20 protein-coding genes are annotated in these 18,585 nt (G+C 61.1%); 5 read left to right on the forward strand and 15 right to left on the reverse strand.

Annotated elements, in window-relative coordinates; genetic code table 11:
* Nucleotides 1-173: 173 nt before the first annotated feature.
* The 3 genes from ABM428_RS04030 to ABM428_RS04040 all read left to right on the forward strand — a co-directional run bounded on the left by ABM428_RS04030 (nt 174) and on the right by ABM428_RS04040 (nt 4,679).
* Nucleotides 174-1,520: a 1-acyl-sn-glycerol-3-phosphate acyltransferase gene (locus ABM428_RS04030; protein ID WP_132997151.1), complete on the forward strand. Its 1,347-nt coding sequence runs from the start codon at nt 174-176 to the stop codon at nt 1,518-1,520.
* 164 nt (nt 1,521-1,684) lie between these two features.
* Entirely contained in the window at nt 1,685-2,965 is a 1,281-nt protein-coding gene (gene ccrA, locus ABM428_RS04035) for a crotonyl-CoA carboxylase/reductase (RefSeq protein ID WP_009826059.1), read from the forward strand.
* Nucleotides 2,966-3,143: 178 nt separating this feature from the next.
* Nucleotides 3,144-4,679, forward strand: a complete 1,536-nt coding sequence (locus ABM428_RS04040; RefSeq protein WP_037964998.1) for an ATP-dependent RecD-like DNA helicase — start codon at nt 3,144-3,146, stop codon at nt 4,677-4,679.
* Here ABM428_RS04040 and ABM428_RS04045 read toward each other — a convergent pair.
* From ABM428_RS04045 to ABM428_RS04100, 12 genes are all read right to left on the reverse strand, one after another.
* Nucleotides 4,676-5,446 (reverse strand): TIGR02186 family protein, encoded by a 771-nt coding sequence (locus ABM428_RS04045; RefSeq protein ID WP_132997150.1) that lies wholly within the window; start codon nt 5,444-5,446, stop codon nt 4,676-4,678. The two genes, ABM428_RS04040 and ABM428_RS04045, sit on opposite strands and share 4 nt — an antisense overlap.
* Complete coding sequence (locus ABM428_RS04050; RefSeq protein ID WP_005851548.1) at nt 5,443-6,351, reverse strand: sulfite exporter TauE/SafE family protein; 909 nt, start codon at nt 6,349-6,351, stop codon at nt 5,443-5,445. Before ABM428_RS04050 ends, ABM428_RS04045 begins: the two co-directional genes overlap by 4 nt.
* A 79-nt stretch (nt 6,352-6,430) precedes the next feature.
* On the reverse strand, nt 6,431-7,399 hold the full coding sequence (locus ABM428_RS04055) for an ABC transporter permease (protein ID WP_005851549.1): 969 nt from the start codon (nt 7,397-7,399) through the stop codon (nt 6,431-6,433).
* A complete protein-coding gene (locus ABM428_RS04060; protein ID WP_005851551.1) occupies nt 7,399-8,529 on the reverse strand; it encodes an ABC transporter permease in 1,131 nt (376 codons plus the stop codon). The genes ABM428_RS04055 and ABM428_RS04060 overlap by 1 nt, the downstream gene beginning before the upstream one ends.
* A gap of 1 nt (nt 8,530) precedes the next feature.
* Nucleotides 8,531-10,159 (reverse strand): ABC transporter ATP-binding protein, encoded by a 1,629-nt coding sequence (locus ABM428_RS04065; RefSeq protein ID WP_037965002.1) that lies wholly within the window; start codon nt 10,157-10,159, stop codon nt 8,531-8,533.
* A 2-nt stretch (nt 10,160-10,161) separates the two neighbouring features.
* A complete protein-coding gene (locus ABM428_RS04070; RefSeq protein WP_005851554.1) occupies nt 10,162-11,157 on the reverse strand; it encodes a BMP family protein in 996 nt (331 codons plus the stop codon).
* Nucleotides 11,158-11,317: 160 nt separating this feature from the next.
* Nucleotides 11,318-11,719: a ribosomal protein S18-alanine N-acetyltransferase gene (gene rimI / locus ABM428_RS04075; RefSeq protein WP_240790806.1), complete on the reverse strand. Its 402-nt coding sequence runs from the start codon at nt 11,717-11,719 to the stop codon at nt 11,318-11,320.
* 11 nt (nt 11,720-11,730) lie between these two features.
* A complete protein-coding gene (tsaB, locus tag ABM428_RS04080) occupies nt 11,731-12,387 on the reverse strand; it encodes a tRNA (adenosine(37)-N6)-threonylcarbamoyltransferase complex dimerization subunit type 1 TsaB (protein WP_132997148.1) in 657 nt (218 codons plus the stop codon).
* Nucleotides 12,380-12,940 (reverse strand): NifU family protein, encoded by a 561-nt coding sequence (locus ABM428_RS04085; RefSeq protein WP_005851560.1) that lies wholly within the window; start codon nt 12,938-12,940, stop codon nt 12,380-12,382. Before ABM428_RS04085 ends, tsaB begins: the two co-directional genes overlap by 8 nt.
* Before the next feature lie 98 nt (nt 12,941-13,038).
* The gene (locus ABM428_RS04090; RefSeq protein ID WP_005851562.1) at nt 13,039-13,497 is read right to left on the reverse strand and encodes a universal stress protein; all 459 of its coding nucleotides are present in this window, start codon (nt 13,495-13,497) and stop codon (nt 13,039-13,041) included.
* A 32-nt stretch (nt 13,498-13,529) separates the two neighbouring features.
* Nucleotides 13,530-14,396, reverse strand: coding sequence for a branched-chain amino acid aminotransferase (locus ABM428_RS04095; protein WP_353628195.1), 867 nt, complete (start codon nt 14,394-14,396; stop codon nt 13,530-13,532).
* Nucleotides 14,397-14,410: 14 nt separating this feature from the next.
* Nucleotides 14,411-14,647, reverse strand: a complete 237-nt coding sequence (locus ABM428_RS04100) for a hypothetical protein (RefSeq protein ID WP_005851566.1) — start codon at nt 14,645-14,647, stop codon at nt 14,411-14,413.
* Nucleotides 14,648-14,771: 124 nt separating this feature from the next.
* On the opposite strand from ABM428_RS04100, the gene ABM428_RS04105 reads away from it, so the two are divergent.
* Both ABM428_RS04105 and ABM428_RS04110 read left to right on the forward strand, forming a co-directional pair.
* Complete coding sequence (locus ABM428_RS04105) at nt 14,772-15,479, forward strand: M48 family metallopeptidase (protein ID WP_005851568.1); 708 nt, start codon at nt 14,772-14,774, stop codon at nt 15,477-15,479.
* A gap of 9 nt (nt 15,480-15,488) precedes the next feature.
* Entirely contained in the window at nt 15,489-15,839 is a 351-nt protein-coding gene (locus tag ABM428_RS04110) for a YigZ family protein (RefSeq protein ID WP_005851570.1), read from the forward strand.
* Between the two features lie 7 nt (nt 15,840-15,846).
* Here ABM428_RS04110 and ABM428_RS04115 read toward each other — a convergent pair whose 3' ends face one another.
* From ABM428_RS04115 to rimO, 3 genes are all read right to left on the reverse strand, one after another.
* A complete protein-coding gene (locus tag ABM428_RS04115; RefSeq protein ID WP_005851572.1) occupies nt 15,847-16,467 on the reverse strand; it encodes a hemolysin III family protein in 621 nt (206 codons plus the stop codon).
* 123 nt (nt 16,468-16,590) lie between these two features.
* Nucleotides 16,591-16,968, reverse strand: a complete 378-nt coding sequence (locus ABM428_RS04120) for a hypothetical protein (protein WP_278425834.1) — start codon at nt 16,966-16,968, stop codon at nt 16,591-16,593.
* Between the two features lie 218 nt (nt 16,969-17,186).
* Entirely contained in the window at nt 17,187-18,557 is a 1,371-nt protein-coding gene (rimO, locus tag ABM428_RS04125) for a 30S ribosomal protein S12 methylthiotransferase RimO (RefSeq protein WP_306285490.1), read from the reverse strand.
* Between the last annotated feature and the right edge of the window lie 28 nt (nt 18,558-18,585).

An 18,585-nucleotide genomic window follows, 5' to 3' on the forward strand; every position in this document is an offset into this window, starting at 1 on the left:
TTCTTGCGCTGGTCGATTGATACGTGAAATAATCAGGCTCTGTCAATTCGCTGCATTGCGGCATGGGCGAAAGCCGCTGCGTTAGGGTCGCGTGTGCCTTGTCTAGGGGTGCCCTATGTGTGGTTGACTGTTTTATGTTGCCCAGACAGCGCGGGTCCTGCAAGGGTTGGGCGATGACGCAAACGATTGAACTTCCCGTCTGGCTTTTCGCGGTGATCCTGCTGTTCGCGGCTGTGACCGCACTTAGCCATTTCCTGTTGCCCTCGGTCCGGTGGTTCTTTCGCAGACGGCTGGAGAAAGCTGTCGCACAGCTGAACACGCGGCTGACCCGCCCGATTGAACCGTTCAAGCTGGCGCGGCGGCACGATATGATCCAGCGTCTGATCTATGACCCGCAGATCAGTCAGGCGATTGTGGATCACGCGCGCGCCGAAGGTATCCCCGAGAACGTCGCCTCCGAACAGGCGCGCCGCTATGCCCGCGAGATCGTCCCGAGTTTTAGCGCCTTTGCCTATTTCAGCTTTGGCATCCGGCTGGCGCGGTTTCTGGCGAATGCGCTGTATGATGTGCGCACCGGATCGCAAAACGACGCGGTGATCGAAGGTATCCCGTCAGACGCCACGGTCATCTTTGTGATGAACCACCGCAGCAACATGGACTACGTGCTGGTGACCTACCTCGCGGGGGAGGCGTCGGCGCTTAGCTATGCCGTGGGGGAATGGGCGCGTGTCTGGCCGCTCAGCCGGTTGATACGGTCGATGGGGGCGTATTTCATCCGGCGCAAATCGCGCGGCGCGCTGTATCGCAAGGTCTTGGCCCGCTATGTGCAGATGGCGACCGAAGGCGGGGTGACCCAGGCGATCTTCCCCGAGGGCGGGCTGAGCCTGAACGGCAAGTTGATGCCGCCCAAGATGGGTCTGCTTGGCTATGTGCTTGAGGCCGAGTTGAAAGACCGCGATGTCGTCTTTGTACCGGTGGCGATCAACTATGACCGCGTGCTGGAAGACCGCGTGTTGATTGCTGCGGACGAGGCAGGCACCCGCCGCTTCGATGCCCAAATCTCGGTCATTTTGAAATTCATTGTTCGCAAGATCTGGCTGCGTCTGCGCGGCAAATTCCTGCGCTTCGGTGAGGCGGTGGTCGTGTTCGGCACGCCGGTACATTTGCGCGACTATGGCGACGCGCCGAATGTGGACGGGCTGGCGCAGGATCTGATGGGGCGGATCGAACACGAGATGCCACTGTTGTTCGTGCCCTTGCTGGCGCGGGTGCTGTTGCTGGCGGAAAAGCCGCTGGATGGCGTCGCGCTGGAACAGGAAATGCAAGGCATGGCCGCGCGGGCCTCTGACGAGGCTACGGTTGTGGCGCAGGACTTCGCCGCCAATGTCGCCAGAGCACGCGATCATCTGGTGCAGCGCGGGATGATCACGGCGTCGGATCGTGGCTATGCCCCCGCCGACGGGCAACGCCCCGCCTTGCGGTTCTACGCCAACTCTATCGCCCATTTCTTTGACAGATAGGTCACACAAGCGAAACTACTGCCGAAATTGCTGCGACTGCAAAGTCATAAAATTACAATTACAGGTCAAATGGTGTTGCATTGTTGCGCGAAGGATCATATTCCACCAGTAGACGCCGCGATTCTGCACTGCGGCACAAACCTATTCTGACTGTGGAGACCGACATGGCCTTGGACACGAATATCGCGCAATACGACGCACCGGAAAAAGACCTTTACGAGATCGGGGAAATCCCGCCGATGGGCTACGTTCCAAAGCAGATGTACGCATGGACCATCCGCAAGGAACGCCACGGGAACCCCAATACCGCGATGCTCGAAGAGGTCGTGGACGTGCCGACGCTCGACAGTCACGAGGTGCTTGTCCTCGTGATGGCGGCGGGTGTGAACTATAACGGTGTCTGGGCTGCCTTGGGCAAACCCATCAGCCCCTTCGACGGCCATAAGCAGCCCTTCCACATTGCGGGCTCTGACGCGTCGGGCATCGTCTGGGCGGTTGGCGACAAGGTCAAACGCTGGAAGGTCGGCGACGAAGTCGTGATCCACTGCAACCAGGATGACGGCGACGACGAAGAGTGCAACGGCGGCGATCCGATGTATTCCCCCAGCCAGCGTATCTGGGGCTACGAGACCCCCGACGGATCCTTCGCCCAGTTCACCAATGTGCAGGCGCAGCAGCTGATGCCACGTCCCAAGCACCTGACATGGGAAGAGGCCGCTTGCTACACGCTGACGCTGGCCACCGCCTACCGGATGCTGTTCGGCCACGAGCCTCATGACCTGAAACCGGGCCAGAACGTGCTGGTCTGGGGCGCTTCGGGCGGTCTGGGGTCCTATGCGATTCAGCTGATCAACACCGCTGGCGCGAATGCGATTGGCGTGATCTCGGACGAATCCAAACGTGACTTTGTGATGGATCTGGGCGCCAAGGGCGTTCTGAACCGCAAGGACTTCAATTGCTGGGGCCAGATGCCCACCGTGAACACGCCCGAATATGCGGCTTGGTTCAAAGAGGCGCGCAAGTTCGGTGCCGCGATCTGGGAGATTACAGGCAAGGGCGTGAACGTCGACATGGTGTTTGAGCACCCCGGCGAGGCGACGTTCCCTGTTTCCACCTTCGTCTGCAAAAAGGGCGGCATGGTCGTGATCTGCGCGGGGACTTCGGGTTTCAACCTGACGTTCGACGTGCGCTATATGTGGATGCACCAGAAGCGTTTGCAGGGCAGCCACTTTGCCCACCTCAAGCAGGCGTCCGCCGCCAACAAACTGATGGTGGAGCGCCGTCTTGATCCGTGCATGTCCGAAGTGTTCACCTGGGCCGATCTGCCCGACGCGCATATGAAGATGATGGCGAACGAGCATAAGCCGGGCAACATGTCGGTACTGGTGCAATCGCCCAAGACCGGCCTGCGCACGCTCGAAGACGCGCTGGACGCGAAGAAATAAGTCGGTGGCCCCCGTTCAGGGGGTGCTGACAACCGGCTGACCAGACACCCGCGCACCAATCCATCGGTGCGCGGGTGTTGTCGTATCCGGCATCACGCGGCGGTTTGGCACGGGCTGATTGCGCGAATAGCGGCGATGCCATCTGGCCCCCGGTGCCGCGCTGAATTAGGGTCGCGCCATGACAGTACCTGCCCTTACCTATTCCGCCGATCAGGCGGCTGCCTTTGACAGCGTGACCGAGATGTTGCGCCATGCGGGCATCGATCTGGATGACAATCTGCTGATGCCCCCTGCGGGCGGGGCGGACCAAGTGCTAGCGGTGACCGGCAAGGCGGGGTCGGGCAAAACACTGCTGCTGGCAGAATTGTACAAGGCGCTGGAAAATGCCGGCGTCGACATCGTTTCGGGCGATTACGAGCGCAAGAAGAAAGACAAGCGCACCCTTGCCATTCTGGCCCCCACGAACAAGGCGGCATCAGTCCTGCGGCTGCGCGGTGTGCCCGCGACGACGATCCACCGCATTCTCTATACGCCGGTCTATGACCCCGAATACGAACGCATCGCGGAATGGCTGGCGGGCAGCGGTGAACGCCCGGTGATCGAGGGGATGAACGAAGTCTCGCTGGACCGCGCCTTCGCGTTCTACGAGAACAACAAATCCATTCCCGGTGCCTTGGCCGCTGCGGGTCTGCGCGGCAGCGATTTCATCACCGGATGGAAGCGTCGCGAAGAACCGCTGGATATCGGGTTTGTCGATGAAAGTTCGATGCTGGACGACAAACAGTTCGAGGATCTGAAAGAGATCTTCCCGACGTTGCTGCTGTTTGGCGATCCGGCGCAGTTGGCCCCGGTGGGGCAGTCGGGCACGATGGTGTTTGAAAAGCTGCCCAAGGAACGGGTGCTGAACCTTAGCCGAATTCACCGGCAGCAGGCCGACAACCCGATCCTTGATCTGGCCCATGCGCTTGCCGACCCTGACCTGAGCTTTGAACAGTTCGAGCGTATGGTCGAAGACGCGTCAAAGAAGGACGACCGTGTCGTCTGGGGCCAGCGGGTAGAAGTGGACTTGATGGCGCGGTCGCCTGTGCTGGTCTGGCGCAATGCCACGCGCATCCGGCTGATCAACGCATTCCGGTCGGTCTATGGCGCGCCCGAAGACGCGCTGCTGGAGGGGGAGCCGCTGATCTGCGACGGGATCGAGCTGCCGTTGAAACACCGCAAGAAACGGCTCGACCTTGAAGCGCGCGGCCTGATCAAGGGCGCGCAGGTCGTCTATCTGGGGGCAGGGCGCAAGCCGGGCTTTAGCCGCCTGCATGTGATGGGAGCGGAAGACCCGCAAATCTCTGCCGCGTCGATCGTGAAGATCGAAAAACCGGACGAGGAAGAACCCTTTATCCCCTTTGCCGCGCGCATGGGGGCGACGTTTTTGCATGGGGCGGCGGTTACGATCCATAAGGCGCAGGGCAGCCAGTGGGACACGGTGCAGGTCTTTGCGCCCGACCTTTATGCAGCGGCGCGGATGGGCCGGTCAGAGGCGGGGCAGCCGCTGTGGAAGCGGCTGGCCTATGTGGCGATCACCCGTGCGCAAGAGCGGCTGATCTGGGTCGTGCGCAACCGCCTGTCGAAACCGTCCGGAATGCTGCGGGTGGATGATTTGCGCGCGGCCCCTGCCGCCCCGCTGAGCCTTGAGACACAGACGGATGATCCGGCCTAGCGGCGCAGCGCCGCAAAAAGGCTAGAGGCCCCCCAGCCCGCCGCGATAGCGATGGCCAGCGATAGCAGACCGTAGACCAGCGCATTTTCCCGCGACAGGTTGAAAAGCCAGCGTTCCAGCCCGACCTTGCGCACGTCGATCAACGTCCCGTATTGCGCCACGACGGACCCGCCACGGGTCAGGAAAATGCGGGTGTTGTAATCGCCCTCGATCAAGGAGGCGGGCAGCTGCACCGTGGCGCGGAACAGGGTCTGTTCGTCCACGGTCACGCCTTGCTCGTCCAGTTGATACTGGTTCGCCTTGCTGCGGATGCGCACCAACGCGTCCGAGAAGGCGGCGGAATCCTCGATATTCATCGGCGCACCGACCGACCGGATCGCCCGCGGGACAGAGATCTTATAGCGCAGGTCCTCGGTGCGGTTCAGCACGTCCTGCAAGGGGCCACTGGTGGCGACGGCATAGAAGCTGGGGGCACGGTCGACCTCGACGGCAGCGGTGTTCACCCAGATGCCAAAGGTCTTTTCCTTGCGCCGTACCGTGACCGGGGCCGACGGGCCGGACACGGTCACCACGACCTCAAGCTCGGGGCCTTCGGGGATCGGGGTCTCGCGTTTGACGGCCCCGAAGATGATGATCTCGGACCCGTTGAAATTGGTGGAGATAGAGACTTCGCTTTGGTTCAGGCCCAGCACGATCGCCTCATCCGCAGTGGCGGAGAATGACAGGCAGGCCAGCGCTGACATCAAAAGGGCACGCAGACGGATCATGATGTGAACCCGACGGAATAGAGCTCTGCCGGTTGCAGCAACAGTTCCAGCGCCAGCTTGCCGCAGACGACCAGCACCAGAAGTGCAAGCAGGATCCGCAGCTGTTCCGCCTTGAGCTTGGTGCCAAGGCTGGTCCCGAACTGCGCGCCGATCACCCCGCCGATCAGCAGCAGCACGGCCAGTACGATGTCGACGGTATAGTTGGTGGTGGCGTGCAGCATCGTGGTAAACGCGGCGACAAAGATGATCTGGAACAACGATGTCCCCACAACCACCTTGGTCGGCATCCCCAGCAGATAGATCATCGCCGGTACCATGATAAAGCCGCCGCCCACGCCCATGATCGCGGCCAAAAGCCCGACAAAGGCCCCGACCAGCAGCGGTGGAATGACCGAGATATAAAGCCCCGTGACCCGAAAGCGCATCTTGAACGGCAGCTTCTGGATCCACGTGTGTTTCTTACGCGGGGGGCGTTTGCCGCTGCGGGTCTTGTACATCGCATTCAGCGATTCAATCAGCATCAGCCCACCGATGATGCCAAGGAAAACGACATAGCACAGGTTGACCAGCAGATCGACCTGACCCAGCGATTTGAGGTAGTTGAAGATGGTGACGCCCGCCGCGGCCCCGACCAGCCCGCCCGCCAGCAGCACGCTGCCCATGCGCAGATCCACCGTCTTGCGTTTCAGATGCACCAGCAGCGCCGAGAAGGAGGAGGCAACGATCTGGTTCGCGCCTGTCGCCACAGCGACCGCAGGGGGAATGCCGATAAAGAACAGCAGCGGCGTGATCAGAAATCCGCCCCCGACGCCGAACATGCCGGATAGAACGCCCACAATCCCGCCCAACCCCAAAAGGAGGAACGCGTTGACCGACAGCTCGGCAATGGGCAGGTAAATTTGCATAGAAGCAGTTAGACCGATCCAAAGGTTGAAATCAATCGTGGATGCTGCGCCGCCGCAATTTGCGACGGCGCGGGGAGCGTTAACGCTCTTTGACGTAGGGTTCGCCACCGGCACGGGGCGGGATCGCCTTGCCGACAAAACCCGCGAGAATGATCACGGTCATCACATAGGGCAGTGCGGCCAGCAATTGGCCCTGAACCTTGAAGTTCACCAATGCCTCGATCACGTCGGGGCGGGTTTCCAGCGCGCCGAACAGGCCGAACAGCAGCGTGGCCCACAGCGCGTACCACGGGCGCCACTTGGCAAAGATCAGTGCCGCCAGCGCGATATAGCCACGGCCTGCGGACATATCCTTGATGAAGCCAGCCTGCAGCGCCGTGCTAAGGTAGGCACCGGCAATACCGCAAAGCACGCCACAGATCAGCACCGCGGCATAGCGCAGCCCGATAACGGAAACCCCTGCGGTATCCACCGCCGCGGGGTTTTCGCCCACAGCGCGCAGACGCAGGCCAAAGCGCGTCCGATACAGCAGCCACCATGTCGCAGGGACCGCGAGGAAGGCGAGGTAGACAAGGATCGAATGGCCCGAGATCAGCTCGGCATAGAGCGGGCCGATGATCGGGGTCTGGGCGATGTCATCGGCAAAGGGCAGGGTGATCGGATTGAACCGCGCCCCGCCGATCAGCGACGGCGTGCGCCCGCCTTGCTGGAACCAGTCCTGCGCGATCAGCACCGTCAGACCGGCGGCAAGAAAGTTGATCGCGACGCCGGAAATCAGCTGGTTGCCGCGGAAGGTGATGGAGGCAAGCCCGTGTAGCAGGCTCAGCGCCATCGACGCGGCGATGCCGGCCAGCAGCCCCAGCCAGACGTTCCCCGTCAGCGACGCCACGGCCGCCGAAAAGAACGCCGCCGCCAGCATCTTGCCATCAAGGCCGATGTCAAAAATACCGGCGCGTTCGGAAAACAGACCGGCAAGGCAGGCCAGTAGCAGCGGTGTGGCAAGGCGCACGGTGCTGTCGAACAGTTGGATGAGCGTGATATAATCCATTATTCAGCAGGCTCCACCGGTTTGCGTTCGGGCTTGGGGGCCCGTGCGGCGCGCAGCGCCAGAAAGATTTTCTCGAGCGGCATACGCACCATGTTATCCAGCGCTCCGGTAAAGAGGATCACCAGCGCCTGAATGACGACGATCAGCTCGCGCGGGATCGAGGTCCAGAGCGCCAGTTCAGCACCACCCTGATAGAGGAACCCGAACAGGATCGCGGCAAGGAAAACGCCCAGAGGATGGCTGCGCCCCATCAGCGCCACAGCGATGCCGATAAAGCCCGCGCCTTCCGTGGCGTTCAGCACCAGCCGTTCAGCCTCGCCCATGACGTTGTTGATCGCCATCATGCCCGCCAAACCACCCGAGATGATCATCGCGATCATTGTGATCTTGACCGGAGAGATACCGGCGTATTTCGCGGCCGATTCCGAATGGCCATAGGCGCGGATCTCATACCCCAGCCGCGTGCGCCAGATCAGCACCCACAGGAAGATACAGGCCGCAACCGCCACCAGAAGCGAGATATTGGCGGGCGCTGCCTTGGAAAACTCGATCCCCAGCGGGGCAAGAATATCATGCAGCGTCGGTAGTTTGGTCGCGTCAGGAAAGCGTGCCGTTGCGGGGTCCATGCTGCCTTGGGGGCGCAACATGTTGACCAGAATATAGTTCAGCACTGCCGCCGCGATAAAGTTGAACATGATCGTGGTGATCACGATATGGCTGCCCCGTTTGGCCTGCAGGAACGCGGGAATCGCGGCCCAGGCGGCACCGAACACGGCAGCCATCGCAGCTGCACCGATCAGGGCCAGCGACCAATGGGGCCACGGGATATACAGACAGGCCAGCGCTACGCCCAAACCGCCCAGCATCGCCTGGCCTTCACCACCGATATTGAACAGCCGCGCGTGAAAGGCGATGGCAACGCAAAGGCCGGTGAACATGAAGTTCGTGGCGTAATACAGCGTATAGCCCCAGCCATAGGTGCTGCCCAAAGCGCCGGACACCATCAGTTTGACGGCCGCAACAGGGTCTTCCCCGATGCCCAGAATGACCAGCGCCGACAGGATCGCTGCCAGCAATAGCGAAATCAAAGGCACGAGGACGACCTCGGCCCATTTTGGCATTACGTCCATGTTACACTTCCTTATGCGGATCGCCGCCCGCATGGGCCAGATTGTCTTCGATCTCTTCGATGGAATGGGGCGCATCGGTATCGGTGATGCCCGCCATCAGCAAGCCCAGTTCCTTTTCATCGGTCTGGCTGGCGTCGCGGATGCCCATGACCTGACCGTCGAACATGACAGCCACCCGGTCGCTGAGTGCGAGAATCTCTTCCAGCTCGACCGAGACCAGCAGGATCGCCTTGCCCTGATCGCGCAGGGCGACGATCTGTTCGTGGATGAATTCGATCGCGCCGATATCCACGCCACGGGTCGGCTGGCCGATCAGCAGCAGGTCGGGGTTGCGTTCGATCTCGCGTGCCAGAACGATCTTTTGCTGGTTCCCGCCGGAAAAGTTCTTGGCCGCCAGTTTGGGGTTTGGCGGACGCACGTCGAAACGTTCCATCTTTTCAACGGTGTCGGCCTTGATCGCGGCGTTATCCATCAACATGCCGCTGCGGTAGGCAGGATCTTTGTGATAGCCGAAGGCGGTGTTTTCCCACGCCTGATAGTCCATGATCAGACCTTCGCGCTGGCGGTCTTCGGGGACATGGGCGATGCCGTGGTTGCGGCGGGATTGGCCGTCGGATTTATTGCCGGTCAGGTCCAGTGCCGTGCCATTGACGCGCACGCTGCCCTTGCCGGTCTGGTATCCGCCCAGAACCTCAAGCAGTTCGGACTGGCCATTGCCGGCCACCCCCGCAACGCCAAGGATTTCGCCCGCGCGGACTTGCAGATCGATGCCGCGCAGACGCTCGACGCCCTTGTCATCAACGACGCGCAGCCCTTCGACATCCAGAATGACCGGGCCGGGGGCCGCGGGTTTCTTGTCGACACGCAGCAGAACCTTGCGGCCGACCATCAGCTCCGCCAGTTCGGCGGGCGAGGTTTCGGCGGTCTTGACGGTGGCGGTCATCTCGCCGCGGCGCATTACCGATACGGTGTCCGTCGTCTCCATGATCTCGCGCAGCTTGTGGGTGATCAGGATGATCGTCTTCCCCTCGGAGCGCAGACGCCCGAGGATGCGGAAAAGCTGGTCGGCCTCGGCTGGGGTCAGTACGCCGGTGGGCTCATCCAGAATGAGGATATCGGCCTGACGATACAGCGCCTTGAGGATTTCCACCCGTTGCTGCATGCCGACGCCGATGTCTTGCACCAGCGCGTCGGGGTCCACCTTCAGGCCGTAGTCATCGGCCAGCTTCATCAGCGATTTGCGCGCCTTGGCCAGTGATGGCTTCAACAGCCGCCCGTCTTCGGCACCCAGAATGATGTTTTCCAGGACCGTGAAATTTTCAACCAGTTTGAAGTGCTGGAACACCATCCCGATGCCTGCGGCAATCGCGGCCTGGCTGTCAGGGATGTCTGTCTTTTTACCGGCGATAAAGATGTCGCCTTTATCGGCTTTGTAGAATCCGTAAAGGATCGACATCAGCGTCGATTTGCCCGCGCCGTTTTCCCCGATGATCCCATGGATCGTGCCGGGCATAACGCGGATAGAGATGTCTTTATTGGCCTGTACCGGACCAAAGGCCTTGGAGATGCCTTTCAGCTCGATCGCCGGAGCGGCAGTTTCCTGCCGCTCCGTATGTGTTGCAGTGCTCACGCTTAGAAGCTCAGGCTCGGGCAGCTGTCGTCGGACATGTAGTCATGTACCTCGAGCGACCCGTCTGCGATCTTGGCTGCTGCTTCATCCACAGCGGCCTGCATTTCAGCGGTAACCAGTGCCTTGTTGTGTTCGTCAATCGCGACGCCCACGCCTTCGTTGCCAACGCCCATGACGTTAAAGCCTTTTTCCATGCCGGGACCATCGGACATCGCGTCAAACACAGCATTGTCCACGCGTTTGATCATCGAGGTCAGGACCTTGCCCGGGTGCAGGTGGTTCTGGTTGCTGTCCACGCCGATCGACAGAATGTCTTCGTCCGCTGCGGTTTGCAGAACGCCAACGCCTGTGCCGCCCGCGGCTGCATAGACAACATCAGCACCCTGGCTGATCTGCGCTTTGGTCAGCTCGGACCCTTTCACGGGGTCGTTCCATGCGGCAGGGGTCGAACCGGTCATGTTCGAAATCACGGTCGCGTCGGGGTTCACGGCCAGAACGCCTTGGGCGTAGCCGCAGGCGAACTTACGGATCAGGGGGATGTCCATGCCGCCGATAAAGCCGACAGTGTTGGATTCGGAGGCCATCGCCGCCATCATGCCGACCAGATAGGACCCTTCGTGTTCGTTAAAGACAACGGAACGGACGTTGGGCGCGTCGACAACCATGTCGATGATGACAAAATCGGTATCAGGGTAATCGCCCGCAACCTGACCAAGCGCATCACCAAAGGCAAAGCCGGTCATCACGATAGGGTTGGAGCCCGCTTCGGCGAAACGGCGCAGCGCCTGTTCACGCTGTGCTTCGGACTGCAGTTCGATCTCGCGGAAGCTTTCACCGGTCTCTTCGGCCCAGCGTTGCGCGCCAGCAAAGGCGGCTTCGTTGAAGGATTTGTCGAATTTGCCGCCAAGGTCGAAGATTAGGGCGGGTTCGGCCAGAGCCGCACCGGCACTAAGAGCCGTGGCCGCAGCAGCGCCGAGGAATTTGGTCATAAGGGTCATGGAGTGTCTCCCGGTTTATTGTGTTGGGGCGCAAGCGCGAAGCCTTTGCCCGGTCGCAGTTCCGCGCTTGCGCCCGGTTCCGTCGATCAGATGTACGATACTGCGTAGCCCATGGGTAGGGTCAACCGGATTCTCAAGCGCTTGGGGATGATATTGCCTATTAACCGTGCGTAAACTGACGCGAAAGGATCAATGCATCAACGGATGGCGCATCTTTACGCTGATAATACCCGCGACGTGTGGCCGTCTGGCGAAACCCTGCGGAAGTGTAAAGTGCGATGGCAGCGGTATTGTCGGCGGCGACCTCCAGAAAGGCGGTGTCGGCCTGCGCTTCAAGCCCGTCCATCCAGCGTTGCAGCAAACGGCGGCCAATACCCTGACGTTGGGCTGCGGGATCAACAGCGAGGGTCAGCAGCTCTGCCTCTCCCGCGATGAGGCGGGTCAGGGCAAAGCCCTGCGGTTCCGCCAGATACGTCACAAACCGCGAGGCCAGCAGATCGGCGATCTCTTGCGCCGTCCACGCACGGTCTTGCACAAAAGCGGCGGCGTGAATCCGCGCCATATCCTGCGGCGTCATGAAAAGATCGCGGGCGGGGTGTCGCGGGCCGGGGCGGCATCGGCGGGGCGCAGATACAGCGGGGCAGGGCGCGGGGTCCGCTTGCCAAGCTTCGTCGCGGCAATGCGTGCCGTTGCCTCTGCCACGGGCATACGAGGGGGCAAGGCGGTGCCGTTACAAAGTGCTGCGATCATATCGGCCTGATGACCCACACAGACGGGATCAGCGCGCGAGGGCACTGAAGGCAGATCATCCAGCCCACACATCACAGGGTCGCGGTCATCCATTGTGCCGAACACCTGCACGAACAGCTTGTCCTGCCGCGCATCGATGCTGCTGATGACAACGCCATCATGCCCGAAGGCCAGCGCCTGAAGATGCGACACACCTATCGCCGGCACCCCAAGGCCAAGCGCGAGCCCGCGCGCGGCCGAGACCGCGATGCGGATCCCAGTGAAGTTCCCCGGCCCGATGCCGACGCCAATCGCTGTCAGATCGCTATAGGCCACATCTGCGCTGGCCAGCACCTCGGCACATAGGCCAAGCAGCCGTTCGCCCTGACCCTTGTTCATCGGTTCCTCGACGCTGGCGATGATCTGGTCGCCCGACAGCAAAGCGGCCGCACAATGTGCGGCCGATGTATCAAACGCCAGGAGAAGAGGCGTCTTAGGCAACCGGGCGTACCTCGGTTACTTCGGGGATGTAGTGGCGCAGCAGGTTCTCGATGCCCATTTTCAACGTCAATGTGGACGATGGGCAGCCCGCGCAGGCCCCTTGCATGTGCAGATAGACAACGCCGCGCTCGAACCCGTGGAAGGTGATGTCGCCACCGTCCTGTGCCACGGCAGGGCGCACGCGGCTGTCCAGCAATTCCTTGATCTGGCCGACGATCGCACCGTCTTCGCCCGTATGCTCCGCATGGCCCGACGCGTGGTCATGGCCGGTTTCCATCACCGGCTGGCCGGATTGAAAATGCTCCATAATCGCGCCAAGCAGGGCGGGTTTCAGGTGGTCCCATTCGATCCCGTCAGCTTTGGTGATGGTCACGAAATCGGTGCCGAAGAACACGCCGGTCACGCCTTCGACAGCGAACAGACGCGTGGCCAAAGGCGAGGCGCTGGCGGCTTCGGGGGCGGGGAAATCGGCGGTGCCCATCTCTAGCACGGTCTGACCGGGCAGGAATTTCAACGTTGCGGGGTTGGGCGTGGATTCGGTCTGAATAAACATCACATGCTCCTGAAAGGGTTGATGCAGATATGCGACCTGAACGCGCGCAAGTCAAGGTTTGGAACGATTCTAAGTTTGCGACGGCCTGCGGTGCCGCCTCAGGTGATCATCTCGAGCCGTTCTTTGCTCATGTCACCGGGAACGATGGTAATCGGCACCGGCAGCGAGCCTGCGTTGCGGGAAAGCTGGGTCACCAAGGGGCCGGGGCCAGATTTCTTGTCGGTGCCCGCGCCAAGCACCAGCACGCCGACTTCGGGGTCATCGGCCAGCTGGTTGATGATCTCGTCCACGATCACACCTTCGCGAATAACCAGCGCGGGCTCCACGTTCAGCCGGTCGCGCATCCATTTGGCGAAGACCTCGAAATGCACCTCGATCCTTTCGCGGGCTTCCTCGCGCATGACCTCGGCCACACCGATCCAGTGATTGAATTCGTCAGGCGGGATGACCGACAGCACCACCACCCCGCCGCCAGAGTTGGACGCCCGCATCGCGGCAAATCGCATGGCGTTCAGGCATTCGCGGCTGTCATCCAGCACAACCATAAATTTACGCATAGCATCCTCCTGTTGAACGGCGGGGGGCGGGGTCAGCCACGGTCAGAGGCCGCCCAATCCCAATACATCTCGCGCACGCGGCGGGTCATGGGGCCGATCTGGTACTGCGTGTCGTCAAACGCTTTGACAGGCGTGACCTTCATCATGTTGCCGGACAAAAAGACCTCGTCCGCGGCATGGAAGTCATCAAAGCTGAGCACTGTTTCGTGCACCTTGATCCCGTCGGCGCGCATGTTCGACATATGCCGCGCGCGGGTGATACCGGCCAGAAACGTGCCATTGGGGATCGGGGTGAACACCTCGCCATCCTTGACCATGAACACATTGGCAGAAGCCGATTCGGCGACATTGCCCATGGCATCGGCGACCAGAGCGTTGCCAAAGCCCTTGGCGCGGGCTTCAACCATCATGCGGGCGTTGTTGGGATAAAGGCAGCCCGCCTTGGCGTTGACGACATTGTCTTCGAGCACGGGACGCCGGAAACGGGTCCGTGTCAGCGTCGTGGCCGCATCGGGTGCCGCCATAGGGATCTGTTCTAGGCTGATGGCAAAGCCGGTCGCGTCCTTTAACGGCACGATCCCCAGCTCGTCGCCCGCCAGCGCCCAATACATCGGGCGGATATAGACGGCGGCGTCCGTGGGGTAGCTTTTCAGACCCTCGCGTACCATCTCGACCATATCGGCGGTCTCGACCGTGGGGGTGATCATCAGTGCCTTGGCCGACCGGTTGATCCGTGCGCAATGCGCCTCCAGATCGGGGCTGAGACCGTCGAACAGCCGCGCCCCGTCAAATACGGTCGTGCCCAGCCATGCACCGTGGTCCGCGGCCTTGATGACAGAGATGTCACCCTCGTGCCAACTGCCTTCGTAAAATGTCTTGATATCTGTGCCAGTGGCCATTGCGTGTCCTTTGGTTACCGCTTGGGCGCGGTGCGGTAGATGCCCTCGGGCAGGTTCAGCGCAGCTGTCAGATCGTGCAGCTGCTCGGGCGAGAGGCTGATCTTGCAGACAGAGTTGGTGCGCGGGTCCCATTGCTCGAATGTGATAACGCTGGCAAAGGCCTGCACCGTCACATCTTCACGCAAGGGTGCTTTGCCTTCGTCGATCAGAGTGATCACACTGGCATCGAATTCGTGTTCAATCGTAAACATGAAGGCACAGTATTCTTTCGGTGGTCCAATGCAAGAGCAGCACTGCGCCGTCTGTTCAAATCCGCGCCGCCGCGTTAAAACGGTGCCAGATCTATTCGTTGCCCTTTTGAGGATGCGTTACGTGATGTTGAGATACTGTCTTGCTCTGGCCGCTGCGGCATTTATGGCTGCCTGCGAACCGACGACGATGTCGGGGCCTGTTTCCACCCAACCCGAGCAAGGGCAACCCGCTAGTTTTTCCGCCAATGAATCCGCCCGCAGCTTTATCCGCGTGTTGCAAACGGTCGAACCTGTCGCCGAACGGGAATGTCGCGTGCGGACCTCGCAGGTGAATTGCGATTTCAACATCGTGGTCGACGACCGCCCGGGCCAGCCCGCCAATGCCTACCAAACCGAGGATAAGGCCGGGCGTCCGGTCATCGCCTTCACCCTCGCCCTGATCGCGGATGCGCGTAACGAGGACGAGCTTGCCTTTGTCATGGGGCACGAGGCTGCCCACCACATCGAAGGGCATATCGCACGCCAACAGCAGAACGCGGTCGCCGGTGCGGTGATCTTTGCCGGTCTCGCCACGCTGAGCGGGGGCGATGCCACAGCGGTCGAATCGGCACAGCGTCTTGGGGCGCAGGTGGGCGCGCGGACCTATTCAAAGGACTTCGAGCTTGAGGCAGACGCCTTGGGCACCATTATCACCGCACGCGCAGGGTATAACCCGCTGCGGGGGGCCGAATTCTTTACCCGGATTCCTGACCCCGGTGACCGTTTCCTGGGCACGCACCCGCCCAATGCATCGCGTCTGGATACCGTACGGCGGACCGCGGCGGGGCTGTAACGGCACCGCATGAAGCAGCTTGGCCAGATACTGACGGACCGCGGGTCGAAATATGCCGTGTCAGGCTGCCCCGCGTCCGATCGCGCCGCCGTGGATGCTGCGCTGAAAGAGCTCAAGCGCGATAAATCTTATGCCAAGGCAACCCACAACACCTGGGCGGTGCTGCTGTCAGACGGCGGCCCGCTGAAAGGCGATGATGGGGAATCCGGTGCGGGGATGGTGATCATCCGCATGCTAGAGCGTGAGGGGCTGGAGGATCACTTGATCGTGGTCACGCGCTGGTATGGCGGGAAACATCTGGGCGGCGACCGGTTCCGCCACGTGCAATCTTGCGTGCGCGCCTATCTGGACGCGGCCTGACACGGGCTTACAAGCTGATAGAGATGGCGGCGAAAAAGCAGATAGAGGCAGCAAGCACAAAGCTGTGCCATATCGCATTCTGAAAGCGCATGCCGGGGTGTGCAAAGACGATCGTCCCCAGCGTATAGATCAACCCGCCGATGCCAATCAGCGTCAGCGCCGTGGTCGGCAGGTTTTGCCACATCGGCCAGACCAGCAGCACAGACAGCCACCCCATGCCAAGATACAGATAAAGCGACGCTTTGGACTCCGTGCTCCAGAATGACAGTTTGGCGACCGCTCCGATAATGGCCAGCGCCCAGACCACGGCGAGGATGCCATAGGCGAACCCCGTTCCGATGAGCACAACAAACGGTGTGTAGGTGCCCGCGATCTTGAAGTAGATCGCCGCATGGTCAATCCGCCCCAGCAGGGCACGGGTACGATCAAACGGCAAAAGGTGGTAAATCGCCGACGCCAGAAGCGACAGAACGAAGCAGGCCGCATAAACCAGCGTCGGTGTAAGCTGCTCCCCCTGGCTTGCAGCATAGGTTGTCAGCAGGATTGTTGCCGGTATCGCAAATCCCAGACCCAACACGTGGATCGTGCCATCGGCGAGAGTGTCAGCGGTTGGGTGCGGATAAGCCATAGGTCAAATCTAGCACCCGTTTGCAACATTCCCATGTCAGATTTCGTCTAATGCATGGCGCTTTGGTATCTCGGCCTATCCATTCGTATAGGTGGTTATGCCGACGCGTGGCGCGCGTCCGGATCAACGGGGTTTATTGCCGTCGATCCAGCGCGACATCATCGTCTTGTCGCGGAAACACTCCTGCGGGATATCGCGGCGCTTCAGACGGGCGATGCGTTCGGCAAAAGCGACCTGCTTTGACGAAGGATACTGCGAAAACGGCCCGTCCACCGGCTTGGGCTTATGGGCGTCGATCCATTCAGACAGCGCGGCGCGGTCGGTCAATGCCCGTTTTGGCACAGGCGCGCCGGTCTTGAGGCTAAGCGAGGTAGCATAGTGCATCTGCTTCTCTGTCGGCGGCAAAGCGGCGCGCGCGTCGCGGGCTGAATCTTCTGCACGGGCAGGTACGGCCCCGTTGTCGGGATCGAACATGCCGGGAAACTGCGGTTGGTAGGACATTGTGTAGGCCCCCTTGTTCTGGTTAGAACATATATAGAACATCGCGTGTGCATTTTCAAGGGTTTCACCTCTGATACGCCATCATATGTCTATATGTAGGGTGCGGGGTTTGCTATTTCCACAACATGGGCTGTGCCTGCAATCGGGCCTGCCTGCGCGAATAGGAACGCCAGGGCGCTCGGATTGTTCCACGGTTGAGAAGGGGGGAGGGCGGTGGCCTAGACCACGCGACCCCAAAGATCGTATTCGCCGGCTTCTTCGACTTCGACGGTCACGATCTGCCCAACGCTCAGGTTTTCGAAGCCTTCGTCGATGAACAGGTTGCCGTCGATCTCTGGCGCGTCTGCCTTCGTGCGGCAGGTGGCGGCCTCGTCGTCGATCTCGTCGACGATCACATCCATGCGGCGACCGACTTTGGCTTCCAGCTTGGCGGCCGAGATGGCTTGCGCCTTCTCCATAAAGCGGTTCCAGCGGTCCTGCTTGACCTCGTCCGGCACGTGATCGGGGAGCGCATTTGACCGCGCCCCGTCAACGTTTTCGTACTGAAAACAGCCCACCCGGTCCAGCTGCGCCTCGTCGAGCCAATCCAGCAGGGTCTGGAACTCTGCCTCTGTCTCTCCGGGGTAGCCAACGATGAATGTCGACCGCAGGGTGATGTCGGGGCAGGTGTCACGCCACGCGGCAATTTCATCCAGCGTCTTAGCCGCTGCCGCAGGGCGGGCCATGCGTTTCAGCACGTCGGGATGCGCGTGCTGGAAGGGAATATCCAGATAGGGCAGTACCAGACCTTCAGCCATCAGCGGGATCAGGTTGCGCACATGGGGGTAGGGGTAGACGTAATGCAGCCGTACCCACGCCCCGAGCGACCCCAGATCACGCGCCAGATCGGTGATATGCGCGCGGTGGCCGCGGTCTTCGGCATGTTTGATATCGACGCCGTAGGCCGAGGTATCCTGAGAGATCACCAGCAGTTCGTTCACGCCGTTCTGCACCAGCTTTTCAGCCTCGCGCAGAATCGCATGGGCAGGGCGCGATTGCAGGCGGCCGCGCATGTCGGGGATGATGCAGAACTTGCACTTGTGGTTACAGCCTTCCGAGATCTTCAGATAGCTGTAGTGGCGCGGCGTCAGGCTGACGGCCTGCGCAGGCAGCAGATCGATAAACGGATCGGGCGAAGGCGGCACGGCCCCATGCACCGCGTCCAGCACCTGTTCATATTGGTGCGGGCCGGTGACGGCCAGAATACGCGGGTGATGTTCGCGGATATAATCCGGCTCGGCCCCGAGGCAGCCGGTCACGATCACTTTGCCATTTTCGTTCAGCGCCTCGCCAATCGCGTCAAGGCTTTCGGCCTTGGCGGAATCAAGGAACCCGCAGGTGTTCACAATCACCGCATCCGCCCCGGCGTAATCCGGCGACACGCCGTAGCCTTCGGCGCGCAGGCGCGTCAAAATCCGTTCGCTGTCGACCAGCGCCTTGGGGCAGCCCAGCGATACCATGCCGATGGTCGGCTGGCCGGGGCGGGACGGATTGCTGATCTGGGCCTTTGGCGCAAGATCGGGGCGTAGATTTGGTGGGTTTGTGCTCATGAACTGCGCTATAAGCCATGCAAAGGGT

The organism is Sulfitobacter sp. TCYB15, assembly GCF_040435955.1.
Lineage (GTDB): Bacteria > Pseudomonadota > Alphaproteobacteria > Rhodobacterales > Rhodobacteraceae > Sulfitobacter > Sulfitobacter pontiacus.

What these genes read in the sequence shown, in the direction of transcription:
- ABM428_RS04030 (WP_132997151.1), top strand. Translation starts at nt 174, where the DNA reads ATGACGCAAACGATTGAACTTCCCGTCTGGCTTTTCGCGGTGATCCTG.
- ccrA (WP_009826059.1), top strand. Translation starts at nt 1,685, where the DNA reads ATGGCCTTGGACACGAATATCGCGCAATACGACGCACCGGAAAAAGAC.
- ABM428_RS04040 (WP_037964998.1), top strand. Translation starts at nt 3,144, where the DNA reads ATGACAGTACCTGCCCTTACCTATTCCGCCGATCAGGCGGCTGCCTTT.
- ABM428_RS04045 (WP_132997150.1), bottom strand. Translation starts at nt 5,446, where the DNA reads ATGATCCGTCTGCGTGCCCTTTTGATGTCAGCGCTGGCCTGCCTGTCA.
- ABM428_RS04050 (WP_005851548.1), bottom strand. Translation starts at nt 6,351, where the DNA reads ATGCAAATTTACCTGCCCATTGCCGAGCTGTCGGTCAACGCGTTCCTC.
- ABM428_RS04055 (WP_005851549.1), bottom strand. Translation starts at nt 7,399, where the DNA reads ATGGATTATATCACGCTCATCCAACTGTTCGACAGCACCGTGCGCCTT.
- ABM428_RS04060 (WP_005851551.1), bottom strand. Translation starts at nt 8,529, where the DNA reads ATGGACGTAATGCCAAAATGGGCCGAGGTCGTCCTCGTGCCTTTGATT.
- ABM428_RS04070 (WP_005851554.1), bottom strand. Translation starts at nt 11,157, where the DNA reads ATGACCCTTATGACCAAATTCCTCGGCGCTGCTGCGGCCACGGCTCTT.
- rimI (WP_240790806.1), bottom strand. Translation starts at nt 11,719, where the DNA reads ATGGCGCGGATTCACGCCGCCGCTTTTGTGCAAGACCGTGCGTGGACG.
- ABM428_RS04085 (WP_005851560.1), bottom strand. Translation starts at nt 12,940, where the DNA reads ATGTTTATTCAGACCGAATCCACGCCCAACCCCGCAACGTTGAAATTC.
- ABM428_RS04090 (WP_005851562.1), bottom strand. Translation starts at nt 13,497, where the DNA reads ATGCGTAAATTTATGGTTGTGCTGGATGACAGCCGCGAATGCCTGAAC.
- ABM428_RS04095 (WP_353628195.1), bottom strand. Translation starts at nt 14,396, where the DNA reads ATGGCCACTGGCACAGATATCAAGACATTTTACGAAGGCAGTTGGCAC.
- ABM428_RS04100 (WP_005851566.1), bottom strand. Translation starts at nt 14,647, where the DNA reads ATGTTTACGATTGAACACGAATTCGATGCCAGTGTGATCACTCTGATC.
- ABM428_RS04105 (WP_005851568.1), top strand. Translation starts at nt 14,772, where the DNA reads ATGTTGAGATACTGTCTTGCTCTGGCCGCTGCGGCATTTATGGCTGCC.
- ABM428_RS04110 (WP_005851570.1), top strand. Translation starts at nt 15,489, where the DNA reads ATGAAGCAGCTTGGCCAGATACTGACGGACCGCGGGTCGAAATATGCC.
- ABM428_RS04115 (WP_005851572.1), bottom strand. Translation starts at nt 16,467, where the DNA reads ATGGCTTATCCGCACCCAACCGCTGACACTCTCGCCGATGGCACGATC.
- ABM428_RS04120 (WP_278425834.1), bottom strand. Translation starts at nt 16,968, where the DNA reads ATGTCCTACCAACCGCAGTTTCCCGGCATGTTCGATCCCGACAACGGG.
- rimO (WP_306285490.1), bottom strand. Translation starts at nt 18,557, where the DNA reads ATGAGCACAAACCCACCAAATCTACGCCCCGATCTTGCGCCAAAGGCC.